Source organism: Pollutimonas nitritireducens, from assembly GCF_002849615.1.
GTDB lineage: Bacteria > Pseudomonadota > Gammaproteobacteria > Burkholderiales > Burkholderiaceae_B > Pollutimonas > Pollutimonas nitritireducens.
The window spans coordinates 113,476-130,974 of the sequence record NZ_PDNV01000003.1; the positions used below are offsets into that span (position 1 = coordinate 113,476).

Annotated in this window: 19 protein-coding genes and 1 tRNA gene; 14 read left to right on the forward strand and 6 right to left on the reverse strand. The window is 55.9% G+C overall.

What is annotated here, in order from left to right:
• Nucleotides 1-10: 10 nt before the first annotated feature.
• Both CR155_RS05015 and gloB read right to left on the reverse strand, forming a co-directional pair.
• Nucleotides 11-1,402 carry a transglycosylase SLT domain-containing protein gene (locus tag CR155_RS05015; protein ID WP_102068904.1) on the reverse strand — a complete coding sequence of 464 codons (1,392 nt, stop codon included), beginning with the start codon at nt 1,400-1,402 and terminating at the stop codon, nt 11-13.
• Nucleotides 1,403-1,409: 7 nt separating this feature from the next.
• The gene (gene gloB, locus CR155_RS05020) at nt 1,410-2,198 is read right to left on the reverse strand and encodes a hydroxyacylglutathione hydrolase (protein ID WP_102068905.1); all 789 of its coding nucleotides are present in this window, start codon (nt 2,196-2,198) and stop codon (nt 1,410-1,412) included.
• 20 nt (nt 2,199-2,218) lie between these two features.
• Between gloB and CR155_RS05025 the strand changes: the two genes are divergently transcribed.
• The 6 genes from CR155_RS05025 (at nt 2,219) to CR155_RS05050 (ending at nt 8,595) form a co-directional block, all read left to right on the forward strand.
• Nucleotides 2,219-2,974, forward strand: coding sequence for a class I SAM-dependent methyltransferase (locus CR155_RS05025; RefSeq protein WP_102068906.1), 756 nt, complete (start codon nt 2,219-2,221; stop codon nt 2,972-2,974).
• Nucleotides 2,975-2,998: 24 nt separating this feature from the next.
• Nucleotides 2,999-3,466: a ribonuclease HI gene (rnhA, locus tag CR155_RS05030; protein ID WP_102068907.1), complete on the forward strand. Its 468-nt coding sequence runs from the start codon at nt 2,999-3,001 to the stop codon at nt 3,464-3,466.
• Nucleotides 3,467-3,518: 52 nt separating this feature from the next.
• Nucleotides 3,519-4,628 carry an efflux RND transporter periplasmic adaptor subunit gene (locus CR155_RS05035; RefSeq protein WP_102068908.1) on the forward strand — a complete coding sequence of 370 codons (1,110 nt, stop codon included), beginning with the start codon at nt 3,519-3,521 and terminating at the stop codon, nt 4,626-4,628.
• 14 nt (nt 4,629-4,642) lie between these two features.
• Nucleotides 4,643-7,717, forward strand: coding sequence for an efflux RND transporter permease subunit (locus tag CR155_RS05040; RefSeq protein WP_102068909.1), 3,075 nt, complete (start codon nt 4,643-4,645; stop codon nt 7,715-7,717).
• Between the two features lie 69 nt (nt 7,718-7,786).
• Nucleotides 7,787-8,494: a DNA polymerase III subunit epsilon gene (dnaQ, locus tag CR155_RS05045; protein WP_102068910.1), complete on the forward strand. Its 708-nt coding sequence runs from the start codon at nt 7,787-7,789 to the stop codon at nt 8,492-8,494.
• Between the two features lie 26 nt (nt 8,495-8,520).
• A tRNA-Val gene (locus CR155_RS05050) sits at nt 8,521-8,595 on the forward strand.
• Between the two features lie 107 nt (nt 8,596-8,702).
• Here the strand turns inward: CR155_RS05050 and CR155_RS05055 are convergent.
• Complete coding sequence (locus tag CR155_RS05055) at nt 8,703-9,908, reverse strand: ISL3 family transposase (protein ID WP_199171680.1); 1,206 nt, start codon at nt 9,906-9,908, stop codon at nt 8,703-8,705.
• A 396-nt stretch (nt 9,909-10,304) separates the two neighbouring features.
• On the opposite strand from CR155_RS05055, the gene CR155_RS05060 reads away from it, so the two are divergent.
• From CR155_RS05060 to CR155_RS05070, 3 genes are all read left to right on the forward strand, one after another.
• Nucleotides 10,305-10,535 carry a hypothetical protein gene (locus CR155_RS05060; RefSeq protein WP_102068912.1) on the forward strand — a complete coding sequence of 77 codons (231 nt, stop codon included), beginning with the start codon at nt 10,305-10,307 and terminating at the stop codon, nt 10,533-10,535.
• 453 nt (nt 10,536-10,988) lie between these two features.
• Nucleotides 10,989-11,219, forward strand: a complete 231-nt coding sequence (locus CR155_RS05065; RefSeq protein WP_102068913.1) for a CsbD family protein — start codon at nt 10,989-10,991, stop codon at nt 11,217-11,219.
• Between the two features lie 133 nt (nt 11,220-11,352).
• Nucleotides 11,353-11,610, forward strand: a complete 258-nt coding sequence (locus CR155_RS05070; protein WP_102068914.1) for a hypothetical protein — start codon at nt 11,353-11,355, stop codon at nt 11,608-11,610.
• A gap of 67 nt (nt 11,611-11,677) precedes the next feature.
• Here CR155_RS05070 and CR155_RS21330 read toward each other — a convergent pair whose 3' ends face one another.
• Nucleotides 11,678-12,019, reverse strand: a complete 342-nt coding sequence (locus CR155_RS21330) for an Arc family DNA-binding protein (protein WP_143705178.1) — start codon at nt 12,017-12,019, stop codon at nt 11,678-11,680.
• 1,410 nt (nt 12,020-13,429) lie between these two features.
• Here CR155_RS21330 and CR155_RS05080 point away from each other — a divergent pair.
• The 4 genes from CR155_RS05080 (at nt 13,430) to CR155_RS05095 (ending at nt 15,828) form a co-directional block, all read left to right on the forward strand.
• Complete coding sequence (locus CR155_RS05080) at nt 13,430-14,200, forward strand: SOS response-associated peptidase (RefSeq protein ID WP_233213912.1); 771 nt, start codon at nt 13,430-13,432, stop codon at nt 14,198-14,200.
• A 139-nt stretch (nt 14,201-14,339) separates the two neighbouring features.
• Entirely contained in the window at nt 14,340-14,927 is a 588-nt protein-coding gene (locus CR155_RS05085; protein ID WP_102068915.1) for a hypothetical protein, read from the forward strand.
• 107 nt (nt 14,928-15,034) lie between these two features.
• Nucleotides 15,035-15,436: a hypothetical protein gene (locus CR155_RS05090; protein WP_143705179.1), complete on the forward strand. Its 402-nt coding sequence runs from the start codon at nt 15,035-15,037 to the stop codon at nt 15,434-15,436.
• A 68-nt stretch (nt 15,437-15,504) separates the two neighbouring features.
• On the forward strand, nt 15,505-15,828 hold the full coding sequence (locus CR155_RS05095; RefSeq protein WP_233213914.1) for a hypothetical protein: 324 nt from the start codon (nt 15,505-15,507) through the stop codon (nt 15,826-15,828).
• Nucleotides 15,829-16,239: 411 nt separating this feature from the next.
• Here CR155_RS05095 and CR155_RS20880 read toward each other — a convergent pair whose 3' ends face one another.
• Together CR155_RS20880 and CR155_RS21205 are read right to left on the reverse strand one after the other, a co-directional pair.
• Entirely contained in the window at nt 16,240-16,389 is a 150-nt protein-coding gene (locus tag CR155_RS20880; RefSeq protein ID WP_199171681.1) for a hypothetical protein, read from the reverse strand.
• A 136-nt stretch (nt 16,390-16,525) separates the two neighbouring features.
• A complete protein-coding gene (locus tag CR155_RS21205) occupies nt 16,526-16,654 on the reverse strand; it encodes a hypothetical protein (protein WP_255399165.1) in 129 nt (42 codons plus the stop codon).
• Between the two features lie 587 nt (nt 16,655-17,241).
• Between CR155_RS21205 and CR155_RS05105 the strand changes: the two genes are divergently transcribed.
• Nucleotides 17,242-17,499, forward strand: coding sequence for a DUF4212 domain-containing protein (locus CR155_RS05105; RefSeq protein WP_102068917.1), 258 nt, complete (start codon nt 17,242-17,244; stop codon nt 17,497-17,499).

Here is a 17,499-nt window from a genome sequence, read left to right on the forward strand (position 1 = left end):
ATTTGATGGTTTAGCCGCGGATGCTCGTTCCGGGCACGCGCAGTTGAACACCCTTGGCCAATGTGCTGCCTTTCAGGTTATTCAGCTTGCGCAGTTCATTTATGGAAGTGTTGTATTTCTTTGCCAGGGAAAACAGCGTTTCGCCTCCCTTGACGGTATGTGTGCGTACGTTGGCCTTGCGGCGCAATACGACGACGTCCTTGTTGCCGCGCGATGACTTGGAGCGGACACCGGGTTTGTCGGGTGATACGTCAAGCGATGCAAGCTGGATGCGGCCACGGGCTCCGGCTGTTGGTACCAGCAGTGTCTGAGCGTCGGCAAGCTTTGCCTTTCTGCTCAGGCCGTTCATTGAGCGCAGTTCCGCCACGCTGATGCCGTGTTGCTCGGCGATGGTTACGTAAGACTCACCCGATTTGCTTTTGTAAGTCTGCCATTCGCTGAGTTTGCCTTTATAGGCTGCCAGGTTGGTATTGAAGATATCCACCCGGTTGGTGGGCAGCAACAGTGTGGTCTGATGCTCCGCCAGGATCACGGGCCGATTGAACGAGGCATTGAGCGACTTGAACTCATCGAGCGGCATCTCGGCAAGCTGGGCGGCAACCGCAACTTCAAGATCAATGTTGGGCGCTGTCTGCACCTTGGTGAAATAGGGCTCGTTGGTGACATCCGGCAGTGTGATGCCGTACTTTTTGGGGTTGGCAATGATGTTCTTGATCGCCTGCAGCTTCGGTACGTAGTTGCGTGTTTCCGCCGGCATATTGATGGTTGCATAGTCTGCCGGAACGCCAGCCTTGGCGTTTTTTTCCATGGCGCGCTTGACTGATCCTTCCCCCCAGTTGTACGAGGCCAGTGCCAGATACCAGTCGCCCTGGAAGTCGTACAAATAGGCCAGGTAATCAAGCGCTGCATTGGTCGAGGCGACGGGATCCCGGCGTTCGTCCCGCCACGCATTCTGTTCCAGTTTGTAGTGCAGGCCGGTGCTGGGTATGAACTGCCAGAGACCCGATGCATGGGCGCGTGAGTACGCAGTGGGATTGTAGGCACTTTCGACAAAAGGCAGGAGGGCGAGTTCGGTGGGCAGGCCGCGGCGGTTGAGCTCGTCAACGATATGGTAGAGGTACTTGCTTGCGCGTTTGCTCATCAGCAAGACCGACTGTGGATGCGATGCGTAGTAATTGGTCCACTGTTCGGTGAGCTCGTTGTTCAGGTTGGGTATGGCAAACCCACGCCTGACCCGGTCCCACATATCGCGCGGTGGGTTGGTCAAATCGATAGTGCGCGACGTTTCGGCGGCCGTGTAGTTTTTCTTTGGGGGCGCGTACGGGTTTTCAGGTGTGTTGGTGGCGCATCCAGACAAGACTGCTATGATGAGCAGAATGAATAGTCGTTGTAGGCTGGTCATCGGCAATTCATTTGAAATTGTTCTTCCATTCACGCAAACTAGCAAAAACCGCTACGGCCGAATTCAGTTGCTTGCCCGCATAACGCGAAGCGGAATTCGATACGGTGGCCTGCGAGGTTCGAAAAAAAGGGTTGGTCTCGTGCTCGGCGGCGATGGTGGATGGCAACGTAGGCACGCCTTCCTTGCGGAGTTGCGTAGCCGATTCCCACAAACGATGCAGAGCGGCGTTGTCGGGCTCGACTTCAAGTGCCCAACGTAGGTTCGCAAGAGTGTACTCGTGGCCGCAGCAAACGAGTGTATCCAGCGGTAAAGCACGTAGTTTACCCAGAGAATTGAACATCTGGGGTGGAGTGCCTTCAAATATCCGGCCGCAACCCGCCGCAAATAGTGTGTCACCGCAAAAAACCAGGGGTTTTCCTTCGGCATATTGTCCATGGTACGCAATATGCCCAGCGGTATGGCCGGGAATATCGAGCACCCGCAATGACAGGCCGACCTCGGGTAGGTGGAAAGTATCGCCTTCCACCAAGGCGTGATCGCACGCGGGCAAGGTTTCTGTTGCGGGACCATAGACGGCAGCACCGGTTCGCTGTTGTAATGCCAGGACGCCCCCCACATGGTCTGCGTGGTGGTGAGTCAGTAAAATGGCATCCAGTACCAATTCGTGCTTATCCAGCACAGCAATGACCGGATCGGATTGTCCCGGATCGACAACAATGGCATGCCCATTCTTGCGTACCATCCATATATAGTTGTCGGAGAACGCGGGTATCGGGATGAGTTCAGTATTTACCATAAGCTACGGGAGTTGATGTATTGGCGGACCAACCTCTGATTGTAGAGCTGGCAGAGTGGCTGGGCACTGCGCCAGGTCAATATGTACAAGCGTGGGAACAGAAACAGATCGACGGCATCGTTGCAAATGTGTTCGGTTATCATGCCATACAAATTGGCCTCCCGCAGTGGGACTTATTGCGGACGAATCGCATCCCGTTCAAGGGGCGTACCCGGATTCTCTTTGAACGGGCAGCCGAGCAGGGTGCTGTATTGGTGACCGACCCCGAACATCTTCCTTTCGAAACCCAAAGCATAGACTTGCTGGTCTTGCCGCACGTGTTGGAGTGTTCTAATGCGCCTCATCAGATATTGCGGGAAGCCGAACGGGTGCTTGTGCCCGAAGGCCGCGTGGTGATATCGGGGTTCAACCCCTGGAGCCTGTGGGGCGGGCGCGAACGTGTACCCGGGCTCGATCCATTGACGCCTATACCAGCTCATATGCAGGTTTCGCTCGCGCGGCTGAAAGACTGGTTCAAGCTCCTGTCTTTCGAGCTCGATCGCGGCCGTTTCGGTTGCTATGCGCCTCCGTGTGTCAGTAAAACCTGGCTAGACCGTTGGGCCTTCATGGAGGCGGCGGGCGATCGCTGGTGGCCGGTTTGCGGGGCAGTGTACGTGGTGTCTGCCGTCAAGCGGGTGGCTGGCATGCGTCTGGTAGGGCCGGCATGGAAGACATCGAAAAAGCGCGTCAGGCGACAAGCGGTGGTAACCAGCCGAAATTCTGATTTATTCCTGTAGCGATAGTCTGGGCAGCACACGTTAATGAACAGCAGTCAAGTTGAAATATGGACCGATGGTGCCTGTAAGGGAAATCCCGGTCTGGGCGGTTGGGGCGCGTTGCTGCGCCAGGGACGACACGAAAAGGCCTTATACGGCGGAGAGCCCAACACCACGAATAATCGCATGGAACTCATGGCAGTGATTCAGGCGCTGAAGGCCTTGAAACGTCCCTGCGATGTGGTGGTACATACCGATTCCCAGTACGTGCAGAAGGGAATGAGTGAGTGGCTGGCCAACTGGAAGCGGCGAGGCTGGCGCACCGCCGACAAGAAGCCAGTGAAGAATGCCGACCTGTGGCAAGAACTGGACCAACTCGTTGCCCAGCATACGTTGACCTGGCGTTGGGTGCGCGGACATGCGGGCGATCCCGGCAACGAGCGTGCCGACCAGCTCGCTAACCTGGGGGTCGATCACGCACGCGCAGCCTTGGTTGAAAAAAGCATCAGTTGATGTCGCGTCCAATGCTACAGTCACAAATTGTGTCCAGAACTATTTTTATTCGATGAAGAACCCTGCGATAAGCGTTTTGCTGATACTGGCCGCCGGAATAGCGATGGGCGTGGGCGGAGCCAGGTGGCTGGCTGATCATGACGCCACCTCGTCGCTTGCGGCAACCAAGGCAAATAAGGCTCCCCTGGCGATCACTCCGCCTAAGAAGATTGCCGTGCAGGTCGAGTCGGTAAAGCGGGTGCCGTGGGAACGCGGGGTGTCGGCCGTGGGCAGCCTGCGGTCGGAAAATTCAGTCATGTTGCGTCCCGAAGTCACTGGCCGTATCGCCGAGATCAATTTCGATCAGGGCGGCAAGGTATCGAAAGGCCAAGTCCTGGTGCGCCTCGACGATAGTGTGGTGAAAGCTCAGTTGCAGCAGGCGCAGGCCAATCTCAGCCTGGCGTCCAGTCAGTACCGGCGTGCGGTCGAACTGACCAAGCAAGGCTTCCTCAGCAAGCAGGCACGTGACGAATCAGCCAGCCAGCTCAAGGTCCAGCAGGCAGCGGCGGCATTGGCCAAGGCCCATCTGGATAAGACCGAAATACGAGCTCCCTTCGACGGCCTGGTCGGCCTGCGCAATGTGTCGGTGGGTGACTACGTCAGCCCCGGTATCGATCTGGTGCCTATCGAGTCCATCGATCCGTTGAATGTCGACTTTCGAGTACCGGAACAATTCCTGGGGCAGGCGCGCGTAGGAATCAAGCTGACCTTGCAGTTTGATGCGCTTCCTGGACAGACCCGGGAAGGTGTCGTGGGTGCGATCAGTCCGCTGGTCGATGTGGGGGGGCGGTCCATCTTGCTGCGTGCAGATGTTCCGAATACCGATGGCGCCCTGCGTCCTGGCATGTTTGCCCGCGTGCAACTGCAGTTTGCCAACGACCAGGCGCTGGTGGTACCTGAAGCCGCGCTTGCTCCGTCGGGGCAGTCGCAGTATGTTTATCGCTTGGTGGACGGACGCGTGAATCGCGTCGAAGTAAGCATAGGGCAGCGGCGCGCCGGACAGGTAGAAGTCATCAGCGGCCTGCGCGAGGGCGACCGGATAGTGGTTTCGGGCCTGCAGAAAGTATCCGATGGAGCCGCTGTCGAAGCGCTGCCGCCTGCCGAAAAGCCAGCCATCTCCTGATACCTGGTATTCCCATGATTCTTTCTGACGTCTGCATCAAGCGCCCGGTATTCGCGACAGTGCTGTCGCTCATTATCGTTCTGGTCGGCCTGATTTCGTACCAGCGTTTGACCGTGCGCGAGTACCCCGCCATCGATGAGCCTGTCGTATCGGTCGTCACGGTCTACAAGGGCGCGTCGCCGGAAGTCGTCGAATCGCAGGTGACCAAGCCGCTGGAAGATCAGTTGGCCGGTATCGAAGGGGTCGATGTAATGACCTCTCGCAGCCGGTCCGAGCGCAGCCTTATCAACATCAAGTTCAACCTATCACGCGATCCCGATGCCGCCGCGGCGGAAGTCCGCGACAAGGTGTCGCGGGCCCGGCGATTCCTGCCCGACGAGATCGATGAACCCATCATCAGCAAGGTCGAGGCTGATTCGACTCCCATTATTTATATAGGGGTGACCTCCGGCGATTACACGCCGCTGCAGGCCTCGGACTATATCAATCGCTACATCAAGACCCGTTTGTCCGTTCTGCCCGGGGCCGCCGAGGTTCGCGTGTTCGGAGAGCGCCTGCCCTCCATGCGGGTATACGTTGATCGTGCCAAGCTGGGTGCCTACGGGCTGATTGTGCAAGACGTCGAAGCGGCATTGCGCCAGCAGAATGTATTGATTCCTGCGGGCCGGATCGAGTCCAGGGACCGCGAGTTTTCGGTTGTGTCGTCCACCGACCTTCAAACGGCAGACCAGTTCAATCGCGTAGTGGTCGCCAATGTTCGCGGTTACCCGGTCAGGCTGGGCGATGTCGCCGATGTCGAAATCGGTCCGGCCGATGATCGTGTGTTGGCAAGATTCAATGGAGAGCAAAGCCTGACCATAGGCATCACCAAGCAATCCACCGCGAACCCGCTGGACCTGTCCCGGGAAGCCCGCAACGAGGTGGTCTTGATCAACGAGAATCTGCCGGCTGGCATGAAGCTGACTATCGCCTACGATAGCTCGGTGTTTATCCAGGAGTCCATCAAGTCGGTGTACATGACGGTGGTCGAGGCCATCATCCTGGTCGTGCTGGTCATTTTCTTTTTCTTGCGCAACCTGCGCGCCAGTCTCATCCCCATCGTCACCATTCCCGTATCGCTCATAGGCGCCTGCGGGATCATGTACCTGTTCGGTTTCTCCATCAATACCTTGACTCTGCTGGCGATGGTGCTGGCCATCGGTCTGGTCGTCGACGACGCCATCGTCGTGCTCGAGAACATATTCCGGCATATGGAGGAAGGCAAAACCAAGCTGGAGGCTGCCTTCCTGGGCTCCAAAGAGATAGGCTTTGCGGTCGTCGCCATGACGCTTACCCTGGTGGCGGTGTATGCCCCATTGGCCTTTGCCACCGGCCGCACGGGCCGCCTGTTCATCGAATTTGCGCTGACATTGGCCGGCGCGGTGCTGGTGTCCGGTTTCATAGCCTTGACCCTTACGCCCATGATGTGCGCCACCATGCTGCGCCATGAGTCTGGCCATGGGCGTGTCTATACCTTTATCGAGAACCTGCTGATAGCCCTGACCCGACGTTATCGTAACGGCCTTGCGCGCGCGCTGCGCCACCGGGCCATTGTGCTGCTCGTCGGGCTGGCGGTGGCCGCGGGCAGCGTCGTATTGTTCAAAACAGTCAAGAGCGAGCTTGCTCCCATTGAGGACCGCGGTGTCATATACGGGATGGTCAGCGCGCCCGAAGGGTCCACCATGGACTACACCATGCAGAGCGTGATGACTATCGAAAGCTTCTATGCGGACATTCCCGAGGCCAGCGGCAATCAGACCATCATCGGGTATCCCACTGTAATTGACGGCATAGCGATCCTGCGTCTCAAGCCGTGGGATCAGCGATCACGTTCTCAGCAAAGCATCGCCGCGGCGCTGCAGCCCAGCTTTGCCGCGCTACCTGGCGTACGTGCCTTTCCGACCAATCCGCCTTCACTGGGCGAGCGGGCAACCTCCAAGCCTGTCGATTTCGTGATCATGAGCCAGGCCAGTTATTCTGAAATGGCCAAGCTTGTGGCCGGCTTTATCGACAAGCTGCGCGACTATCCAGGGTTGCAGAATATCGATACGGATCTGCGGCTGAACACACCGGAGCTAAGGGTGGTCGTCAACCGCGACAAATTGGCCGATGTCGGGATCGACGTCGGCGATGTAGGGCGCACCCTGGAATCGATGCTGGGCGGTCGCCAGGTTACGCGCTTCCAGGATAGCGGCGAACAATACGACGTCATTGTCCAGGTCAAGAAAGCGGATCGTGCCGATCCCGCCGACATTTCCGACATCTACCTGCGTACCAATGCGGGCAGCATGGTGCAGATGTCGAATTTCGTCAACGTCGTCGAAAGCGTTTCTCCGCAGTCGCTGAACCACTTCAATCGGCTGCGGGCCGTGAAGGTTCAGGCATCCATCGCACCGGGCTATGCGCTGGGCGAGGTGCTTGAGCACATGAACCAGGTCGCGAGCGAAGCGCTGCCGCGTACCGTACAGACTGACCTGGATGGCCAGTCGCGCGAGTTTCGCGACTCATCCGGCAGTATTTACCTCGTCTTCGTCATGGCGTTGGCGTTTATCTATCTGGTCCTGGCAGCGCAGTTCGAAAGCTGGCGCAATCCATTGATCATCATGTTTTCGGTGCCCTTGTCCATGACAGGCGCGCTGCTCGCATTGTGGCTATCGGGCGGCACCTTGTCCATCTATAGCCAGATCGGGCTCATTACCCTGGTGGGCCTCATTACCAAGCATGGCATCCTGATCGTCGAGTTCGCCACGCAGCTGAGAGAAGAGGGCGCAGATATCTACGAGGCGGTCACTGAAGCGAGCGTATTGCGCTTGCGTCCTATACTTATGACTACCGGCGCCATGGTATTGGGTGTTTTGCCGTTGGCCTATGCGACGGGCGCAGGCGCCGAGTCGCGCCAGCAAATCGGGTGGGTTCTCGTTGGCGGCCTGAGCCTGGGCACATTATTGACACTCTTCGTGGTGCCCGTGGCCTATACACTGATCGCGCGCAAGACGAAGCCAAAGGGAGCGCAGCAAAGCGGTGATTTGCCGCTGGTGGTCGCCGATTGACGACGCTGTTGCCCAACGCCCGGGTTTATTGATTGTGTGCGAACATTAGCTGTAAAGAACAGGATTTATATGCGTCAAATTATGCTGGATACCGAAACCACAGGCCTTGACCCATCCAGGGGCCATCGAGTGGTTGAACTTGCCTGCGTCGAAATGGTGAATCGCACGCTGACGGGTCGTCACCTGCACCTATATTTGAATCCCGACCGCGACAGCGACCCCGAGGCCTTGGCCATACATGGCTTGACCACAGAATTCCTGTCGGAACATCCACGATTCGAGGACGTCGCACACCAGTTGGTCGACTACGTAAAAGATGCTGAAGTCATCATTCACAATGCGGCGTTCGACACCAAGTTTCTTAATGCCGAACTTAATCGCATCGGCCTGCCTGCCTTCGACACATTGTGCGCCAAGGTGACTGACTCCTTGTTGCATGCGCGCGAACTGCACCCCGGCAAGCGCAATTCGCTGGACGCCCTATGCGAGCGCTATGGCATTTCCAATGCACACCGTACGCTGCATGGCGCCTTGCTCGATTCCGAATTACTGGCCGATGTCTGGATCGCCATGACGCGCGGGCAGGATGCCTTATTGATGGATTTCGAGGACGAGGGTGGAATGGATTCGAACGGAGTGCGAATCGAGCGATTCGACGCATCTGTGTTGAAGGTGTTGTGGGCGAATCCGGAAGAAATCCGGCAACACGAAGACTACCTTGCCGGGCTGGACAAGGCCTCCGGTGGACCTTGTCTTTGGCGCGCTGCCGCTGCGTAAGTTGGTGTACAATTGCGCCCTACCCCGGGCGGTTAACTCAGTGGTAGAGTGCCACCTTCACACGGTGGAAGTCACAAGTTCGAACCTTGTACCGCCCACCAAAATTTCCAGCCTTCCCGCTCGGCGGCGGTGTGCCGTAAAGCATAAAGTGGCCAAATGGCCTGGATATGCTTTAGGCTCTTCCCCATTAACGGGGGATGGGCATTCATCAGACACGGTTGATCACACCGTTCCAACCGCATTGAGCCAAGACTCTCATGCGGTAATTCTCAAAGTTCCTGAAGCCATATGCACGGCGTGAGAGCATTTCCATTTTAGTGTGGAAGCCCTCGGTGATGCCGTTGGACTTGGTAAAGCGCCACATGCGCACGATCGGCTCCAACCAGGACCTCAATGTCTCGACCAAGGCACGCGCAGGACTCCTTTCGAACTGCTCGAGCAGCGTGAGGAACTTGGGCAGCATCTGCTTGGCCCGCTTGCGCTTGAGGCTCTTCATCACCAGAAAGCCATTCAGTTGCTGCTTGGCGAAGTACAGTGCCTGAAGCACCGGCGACTGCGCCAGATACTGATCCAAGCGCTCCTTCTGCACCGCCGTCAGCTTCCAGTGATGCCGGCGCATCAGGCTGAGCAACCCTCGATTCTTGCGGCCTTCGGGATCGTGTTGCTGCCACAGTTTCAGAAAGTGCTGATTCACCAGTCGCACAACATGAAATCGGTCGGCCACGATCATGGCATTGGGGAAGTACTTCTGAGCAATCCGGCGATACGTCTCGGACAGGTCCATCACGATCACCCGCACGTTCTCCTTGCCTGGCAGGCGCTTCAGATAGCTGCGCAGGCTCGCCTCTGATCGCCCCAACACCACATCGAACACCTTGTGGTTCTTCAGGTCGACCAACGTGGTGGCGTAGCCACGTTTGCGGCTGAAGAAGTGCTCATCGATCCCCAGTACCTGGGGACAGCTACGGCCGGACAACTCTGACACACGCTGCTTGATAAACGATTGATACCAGCGCTCGACGGTCGCACTGCCGATCCGGTGCGTGCGAGTCAGTTGGCGCTGGCTCACGCCCCCGTCGTGGGCCTCGAAGACCTCCAGACGATACGTTTCGGTGGCTCGGCGCCGCGGCCGGATGTCCGCGAAGCGGTGGCGAAAATAGCGATTGCAATCGGTGCAGTGATACTTGGGCACGCGCAGATGCAGCACCATCAGTTGATTGCCCTGGCGCGTGTGTTTGAGCGTACGTGGGTGCGTGGCTTTAATACGTACCGACTCTTGCTGGCAATGTACGCACGCCAAGCGCTTGGCTGGCCTGGCCCAGACATGAATCTCTCGGCCACGTTCGACTCGATCAATTAATAAATCTCTGATTCCTAAGATAGAATTTACTGGGGACATCGGCATTGCTTCCATTAAACGTGTTTCGTCGCAAAAACAAGTCTAATGAATGTCGGCGTCCCCCGTTAATGATGAAGAGCCGCACTTTCTAAGTGTTCGGGCGCAAGGTGCGCGTACCCTCGAACAGCTTGTACTTCGTTTCGGCGGCCTCGGCGCGTTCGCGGTGCGATTTCGCGTCTCCATTAAGCCGGCTGATCGTCGCGCCGTGAGTGGGTATTCCGGCCTATCGTGACCAGTGATTTCGGTCTATCGTGACCAGCCATTCTGGTCCATTGCGACCACCCATTCCGGTCTATCGTGTCCGATTTCCGGGGACACCGGAATCGGCGGTCATGATGCCGGAATCAGCGGTCACGATACCACCATGGTATGTTGTGATTTCCAAGATAACAGCTTACCGATGGACGCCACATGGAAGACGACTACGCATTTGCTCTACAAATACTTGATCAGCTAAACGGTGTCGAAGAGTTCGACTCCGCGTACTACCACCAGCGTTCGGAAAGGATCGGCGACATTGCGGATCGGCACGGATTGGAGACCGAAAAGGTCTTCGCTGTTTTGGTAGAGGCTATTCGCATAGATATCAAAGAGCATCCAAACCAAGAACGTTTGCAGCACCTTCTCAATAAGGGCACGTAGCCTGTGCCCGCGCATAGATGCAAAAACCCGCACTTGGCGGGTTCGGTTACTCAAGGCGCAGTGGCCCTGCCGTATTGTCCCACGGAGCGTCCCAATATGCCCGTGTTTTAAGCAGCTTCACCCCCCAGGCGAGTCAAAGCCCGATATTAATCGAAATAGACGGCGCGATTGGCGACCTGGATGATGCGCTTGAGGACTATTACTCCAGTCTCTACCCGCCTCGCTTCCCTTATTTTCAATTTACCTCCTTTCAATCGCGACTGCGACAAGCTAAGGCTATGCTGAATGATTTTCTGCGGCGCCTATGAGCAACTAGTCGAATGTCTCCGATATTCGGCCAGCGCCCGGCCCCTCCGGAGGGCTTTTTACGTTTATCGCCTGGGCACATAGCTTGCTTTCTCTTTCATGAGCACCGGTAACCCGGTTCGATGAACGCAAGTAAGGAGTACTGATATGGATAGCGATCGTATTAAAGGCGCCGGAAAGGAAATCAAAGGCAACGTCAAGGAAGCCTTCGGGGAGCTTACCGGCGACCGAAGCACAGAGATCGACGGCAAAACCGAACAGGTTGCCGGTAAGATTCAGCGCAAGTACGGCGAAACAAAAGACGATGTTCGGGATGCGCTAGATGATGTCGATGACGCCAACGACCTCAACGATCCAGCGGTCCGATCACGGCCGTAACGGTTAGGACAGCCCCCTTCCGAGGGCTTTTTTTACGCCTCTCCACGTTGGGCACATGGCTTGCCGCTCAATACATATGCAGAGTACAGGCTGTTTAACCAAACCGCCTAGACCATGCTTATGGAGAAATATCATGGCAGAGGCTAAGAAACTCACAAGCCCGTCACAGCCTGACCAGAAAAAAGCAAAGAACCAAAATGAAATGCACCCTCGCCCGGAACTAGGATTGAAATCTGTAGCAGAAGAATCGGAGTACGCCAACGAGGATCCAGGCATGCAGGAAGCGGCGGGACAGAAAGCGACGCAATGTGGCGGCAACCAAAACCCGCAAGGGACCCCTGCGACTCCGCCTGTACCTAATAATGAGGCGCCCATGTCTCTGGGAAAATAATGCCGAAACAATTAATGTCAGCAGCGACAAGCGATATTTGGCCCCTTCATTGGGGCTTCTTTGTGGGCTACTTATCGTCCAGGCGCTTATTTAGCGCATCGACTGATTCCTTCAGGCTTTGTACAGTAGACATAAGGCTCGGCTCATTGATGTCGAGCGCCGCCTCAATCAGAGCGAGAATCTCCCCGTTCAAAGATCGGCCGGTCGTTTTCCTGGCCGCGTCGACGCGCTTACGCAGATCTGGCGGTATGCGAAGATGTAACCCTCGGGCGCTTTTGATGACATCAAGGCAACCAAGTACAACGTGCTGCCCGGTACGCGGCCCGCTCACGTTACACCGTCTTGGCGATAGCACTGAGCAGGCCGAACGCATGTTCTGGGACACTGGCACCCGATGACGCCCATGCATGGGTAAATCCGGAGACGTCTATCGAGGATGCGCTGGAATTGCTATCCAGGCCGCGGTCCGAGTCCTCCGTTGTCTGGTATCAAGCGACGCCGGCTATGGGAAAGCCACAGCATCAGCTGGCGGACACAAGTGGGCCGAATCGGCTGGTCCCGTGCATACGCTATCTGGCAGAGCTTCCGGAACGGATGGATTAATCCGAATAGGCTATAGGTACGCGAGAAACGCTGGCGTAGTGTTACCGGATGCACCCAGCCTATTCCGTTCATATGTGCGATTCTTGCGGTGAGTGCGCATTATGCACCCTGCCCCAAAGCCCCATAAGAAAATGGAGCTGCGAAGAATATATGCCTCCGTCTATATGGCATCGCTTGAACGACATTACGAGTGCTCGGAATGTAATACGGTCTGGATACGCCGTACTGACCCCGATGGTGTTGATACGGAATTCCACCCGGTAAAGGCAGAGCCTTGAAAGATTTCAATGCTCCGCGCCATGTCGATCCGCAGAAGGCTACCTCGAGCAGCCCGACATTAACGGATCGCGAAAAGAAAAGAACGGCTATGCCCGGCTCAACGGCAACGGTATGCGCAGCGTGCGCTGAGGTCGCCACCCTCCCCGGCCATGTAGAGCCTCATAAATACATGAAGAGTGAGGGACAGCGCCCAAACCATGGCGGCACCGACACCCAATACCGATGTCTGGAATGCGACACGGTTTGGTTGTGCCATAGGGATAGATGGGGATCCAGCTGCGGGTTTAAGCTGGTGCCCACCGCGAAATAGCGCGGCGTTGTTGGTATAGCCGGCACCATTTCGCTCGCTCCTGCCCAGCCACTTATGCCCTTCTTCCCTCCACACTATGCACAATCCCCATGTCGGGCACACCAGTTGCTGTCATCACGTTATCAGAAAGCGTGACCGACCCGGCACTGAGCTTTTTGAGACGCAATTTATAAAGAGGGAGCGACAGGAATGAGTTCATCGGCATGGGCTCAATCGACGACCGCGGCAGACGCCAAGACCCGATATAACGCGGACATGCAGCAGTGCAAAACGTTGAAAGGTAACGACCAGGACGTCTGCGAGAAAGCGGCTGAAGCCCGGAGGGACTCAGCAAAGGCTGATGCAAAGGCTAATAAAGAATCCGCAGAAGCACAACATGACGCCGTGAAAACAAAGCGCGATTCCGCGTATGACGTAGCGAAAGAAAAATGCGACGCTATGTCGGGTGATGCGAAGGACCAATGTATTGCCCAGGCCAAAACGAAGTATGGCAAATAACGTTGCAGCGCATTTGAACCCCTGACACGGTTCATGCCCTCTTCGGAGGGCATTTTTTATCCCCCTTCTTTCTCCAGGCCCTCCTATCTTATTTGATCGAAATCTGCGTTAGTAAAAGATCGGGAGATCATGAATTCGCCGCTGGCATTGCTGACCACATTGGTCAATAATGAACTGAGTGGCGAGCAACAATCCGAAACGCATTGGCAGGACAAATCTCGAACAGGACTAGCTATGTGTGGGCGAATACGGCAGGCTGGTGACGGCGAACAGTACATGGAAACGTTGAACTGGAATCCGCGGGCGATTCTCAACGATGTGCAGGCGCCGAAATTCAACGTTCCGCCAGGGACGCGGCCGCTTACCTTGCACCGCTTGGGCGATGGATCTGAACAGGTCGAGCGAATGTTTTGGGGGTACAAGCCCGCATGGTACAAGCGCGGCCCGGCCAGCAATGCCCGACTCGATACGGTATTGAACGGTTCGCCATTCTGGCTGCCACTCCTGACCAGGCGGATTCTGGTTCCGGCTGAGGGATGGTATGAATGGATAGGTGAAAAAACCTCAAAGCAACCGTGGTATATACATGCAAAGAACGATGCCCCGATACTGATGGCTGCCATTGCTGCCTGGAGCCCCGGTGCGGAAATGAACGCGGCGCACGGGTTTGCCATCGTCACAGACGATGCTGCCGGCGGAATGGTGGATATCCATGACAGGCGGCCTATCGTTCTGGCACCTGAAGACGCCCTCGCCTGGCTGGATCCGGCCACGCGTGTCGAGGACGCTCTGGCCATGCTGACGACGCCCCGGCCAGAATCTGCCTTTGTCTGGCATCCGGTGACGCCGGCGATGGGAAATTCGCGGTATCAATTGGCGGATGCCAGCGAGCCTTTCTAAGTGGCAGTGAATCACGACGAAAGACCGTAGATTCAAACATGAGCCGAGACTCGGCTTACGCTATAGGGCCAAGTGCCATACCAAGCCGGGGTCGATAGTATTTGAAACCTTTCCTGACTAAATGCAGCAAGGAGGTTTTATGTCTTACTTCGACGAATTTGAGGGTGTGACTGAGCCATCGAAGGATCACCTTGTAAGCTTTCTGCAGCACGCATGGGGATTTCTGTTCGATACGATGCGAAACAGGCTGGTCGGTTTCGAGCGGATCGCCGCGCTGGATCCCCTTACTGCACAGATGAAAGGGCAAGTCGAGGTCTTGATCGATGACCGCAAACTCGACTTCGATAGAATAATAAGTGCGGTAGATCGACTCCCGCGCGATGACATCGGGCTGGCCGCCTATGGCCTCGTCGGTATACCGCAGGGATTGAAGCTCTCGGCCCTGGTCCGCCTTGAGAACCGCGTCGGATTCTTTCGTAGCGAGGAAATAATACGAAAAATTCTCCGAGATATAGACGACATCTTGAACTCGACCTGTGACGCCCTGAAATCCGCGGCGGATAGGTCCCGACCTGATCCATTACAGTATCAATCGGCCCTCCTGGATGTCGAGATGAAAACCATCCAGCAGGAAATCAAAAAGACGCTTAAAGTATTGCTGGATCGTATTGACCAGCCTTCCGATCGCCCTGCAACGAGAAAAGGGAAGTTGGCGATGGCCGTTTGAATTGGGTGCAGCGCGTTGGAGTGTATATGCACCAGGCACATGGCTTGCCCTTCTATCAAGTAGCGCTCGGTCATTCAGCCGGGCGATTGCATGATGGAGAACAATTCATGAGACAAGACAAGAAGCCGGCACAACCTTCACAGCAGGACCCGGAACAAGGAAACGAGGTCGATCCGCGGCTGAAAGAACCCTACGGTCCTGAAGGGTATCGGTCTGGCATTGACGAACCCGGTTCTTCCAGCAGCAAGAATCCCGGCCAAGCCAACCCGGCTCACAACACGCCGGGTAGAATCCGCCAAGATCAACCAGGCCAGCACGACCTGGGAGAGCCCGGCCAAGCTCAGACCCAGAGCTATCCCGGCATAAAGGGACCGAAAGCGCGGGAACTTCAGCACGATGGCATCGTCGAAAATGACCAGGCAACAAAAGACGAGAACAAGAATGTTGGAACGGCCCGCCGCAATGAGCAAAATGGTAGGAATGGGCCCCTCAATCCGCCGAAAAAATAGTCTTATTTGCGGGTTCTGAAGGCTCGGCCGGATGGTGGCCATGCGCATGGCCCGCCATCCCGACACCAATGATCTGCTATAAGATTGAAATTCGGATCTCTATGGATCTAAAAATGCACATTCAACCGTTCACACGATTTGGCGCTGCAGCGTTTCTTGCTGCGCTTGTCTCGGGCTGCTCGCTAATCGCCGCCGACACCCCAGACGCGGGAGCGAAAAAATTCAGTTCGAAGGCCAGCGCACCGGCTCGTGGCAACGATTGCAAATGGAACCGCAGCAGCTGCATACACGAAGGGGCGTATGAGGCAAAGGAAAGGGACTATGCGGAAGAAGAAGCCAAACGCCTGAACCGCATCGCATTGGAGACATTTCGCCGCAACGCTGGCAGATAACATGGTTGCAGCGGTAAGGTTAGCCCTGCCGTCATCAGGCCGACGAAATCAGCCTGCGAATTGGCAGTTTTTGGCGTCGGCGCAGAAAATTAGAAAAAAATCCTGATCACTTGCCGTACCGCCGTAATTTTTTCGATGAAGCCTTATTGAGGTCCTTCGCTTCCTGTTCGGCGTATTCCCGCTCGCCTGGTTCATACGACCCTTCGTGCATGCAACTGCTACGATTCCACGTGCATTCATTGACGAGTTTCGAATCCCCTAGGCCGTTTGAAGAACAACCGGAAACTAGTGCGATAAGCCACATCGCCACAGTGAATCGGCCAAACGTTTGAATGGGCATTGTTTTACTCTACAGAAGTAATACAGCCATTCCTATAGCAGATTCCTGCAAGCGCGCTGCGCGCGACACGCTTAAACGTCCGGCTGCATAAGCCCGCCGCCGTTCTCATCACCATCTTCGGAGGTATTGATGAGCCTGTTCCTGCCCTCGCAGCCGGGACACACAAAATAGAAGCCATCGACATCCGACTCCGGCTCGATTGCTTCGGTCGGGACGACCATTCCACAATGCCTGCACGTCCACATAATGCTCTTCCACTAGGGAAAACACCATCATACTGCAGCTCGATCAGCCAGTGCCGGGTCAGATTTCGAGTAATCTGATTACCGGTGTACCTCAATAGACCCGGCAGAGAAGCTAGCCCCCATTACCGCTGGAGGGGATCTCGTTCTGATAACTGGCGTCGTAGTTAGTTGCAGAGCCTTCCGAATACGTCCCGCAACCCGACAGGACCGAAATTATGATTGCAATCAGTATCGATTTCATGACGGTTCCTTCGATTTACCTAGGCATATTGCCCAAGTCTATTCTACCGCCAGAGGCTCACTGCAACCTCCGAATTAGTAACGAAGGTATTCGACGATTGCACCGGCACGGAGTGTGTCATTGAACATACAGTTCGGGTAAGCCCTCCTTACAGACGCCGCGGCATGAGGTATAGAATTTGAAAAAATCACAGCACCTCTGGCAAGCTCAGGGGTCACGACACACAAGAATTCGGTAGCAAAGGGAAATACCAGAATGGGGTCGTTACACAGTCCGCCATGCCGCATGCGGCCGTCACGTCACTGCACGGGACGTCCTCGTATGCATCATTCTGTGAGGCTTCCTGCCACGCCCGTCCGTGTCAACAACCAAACTGAAACTATATGGCACCGTGCCGTAGCGCGGAGCGGCATCGACGATTGCATAGGCATGATGTCCTAAACATCATGCCCAATTTGCTTTTGTCTGCGTGCTGCGCAACGGGTAATGCCGTGTGCAGCTCGCAGACACAGCCCTCGGGCATACAAGGAGAGGCGGCGTCTTTATAGACGTACGACTTGAAACGTCAACAATAAGGAAGCACACAAATGGAAGACACCGCATCAAGAAATGCCTACTGGAAGGCAAACATTCGTATCATCCTGATTTCTCTGGCTATTTGGTTCATCTGCTCTTTTGGCATGGGCATTATCTTGCGCCCTATGCTGTCGGGCATCATGGTAGGCGGAGCAGACCTCGGATTCTGGATGGCTCAGAACGGATCAATGTACATTTTCATCATCTTGATATTCGTCTACGCATCCGTCATGAACCGACTGGATCGCGAACACGGTTTGGAAGAATAA

Excerpts from the sequence above, each read along its gene's own strand:
- CR155_RS05015 (WP_102068904.1), bottom strand. The coding sequence starts at position 1,402 with ATGACCAGCCTACAACGACTATTCATTCTGCTCATCATAGCAGTCTTG.
- gloB (WP_102068905.1), bottom strand. The coding sequence starts at position 2,198 with ATGGTAAATACTGAACTCATCCCGATACCCGCGTTCTCCGACAACTAT.
- rnhA (WP_102068907.1), top strand. The coding sequence starts at position 2,999 with ATGAACAGCAGTCAAGTTGAAATATGGACCGATGGTGCCTGTAAGGGA.
- CR155_RS05035 (WP_102068908.1), top strand. The coding sequence starts at position 3,519 with ATGAAGAACCCTGCGATAAGCGTTTTGCTGATACTGGCCGCCGGAATA.
- CR155_RS05040 (WP_102068909.1), top strand. The coding sequence starts at position 4,643 with ATGATTCTTTCTGACGTCTGCATCAAGCGCCCGGTATTCGCGACAGTG.
- dnaQ (WP_102068910.1), top strand. The coding sequence starts at position 7,787 with ATGCGTCAAATTATGCTGGATACCGAAACCACAGGCCTTGACCCATCC.
- CR155_RS05055 (WP_199171680.1), bottom strand. The coding sequence starts at position 9,908 with ATGGAAGCAATGCCGATGTCCCCAGTAAATTCTATCTTAGGAATCAGA.
- CR155_RS05060 (WP_102068912.1), top strand. The coding sequence starts at position 10,305 with ATGGAAGACGACTACGCATTTGCTCTACAAATACTTGATCAGCTAAAC.
- CR155_RS05065 (WP_102068913.1), top strand. The coding sequence starts at position 10,989 with ATGGATAGCGATCGTATTAAAGGCGCCGGAAAGGAAATCAAAGGCAAC.
- CR155_RS05070 (WP_102068914.1), top strand. The coding sequence starts at position 11,353 with ATGGCAGAGGCTAAGAAACTCACAAGCCCGTCACAGCCTGACCAGAAA.
- CR155_RS21330 (WP_143705178.1), bottom strand. The coding sequence starts at position 12,019 with ATGCATGGGCGTCATCGGGTGCCAGTGTCCCAGAACATGCGTTCGGCC.
- CR155_RS05080 (WP_233213912.1), top strand. The coding sequence starts at position 13,430 with ATGAATTCGCCGCTGGCATTGCTGACCACATTGGTCAATAATGAACTG.
- CR155_RS05085 (WP_102068915.1), top strand. The coding sequence starts at position 14,340 with ATGTCTTACTTCGACGAATTTGAGGGTGTGACTGAGCCATCGAAGGAT.
- CR155_RS05090 (WP_143705179.1), top strand. The coding sequence starts at position 15,035 with ATGAGACAAGACAAGAAGCCGGCACAACCTTCACAGCAGGACCCGGAA.
- CR155_RS05095 (WP_233213914.1), top strand. The coding sequence starts at position 15,505 with ATGATCTGCTATAAGATTGAAATTCGGATCTCTATGGATCTAAAAATG.
- CR155_RS20880 (WP_199171681.1), bottom strand. The coding sequence starts at position 16,389 with ATGGTCGTCCCGACCGAAGCAATCGAGCCGGAGTCGGATGTCGATGGC.
- CR155_RS21205 (WP_255399165.1), bottom strand. The coding sequence starts at position 16,654 with ATGAAATCGATACTGATTGCAATCATAATTTCGGTCCTGTCGGGTTGC.
- CR155_RS05105 (WP_102068917.1), top strand. The coding sequence starts at position 17,242 with ATGGAAGACACCGCATCAAGAAATGCCTACTGGAAGGCAAACATTCGT.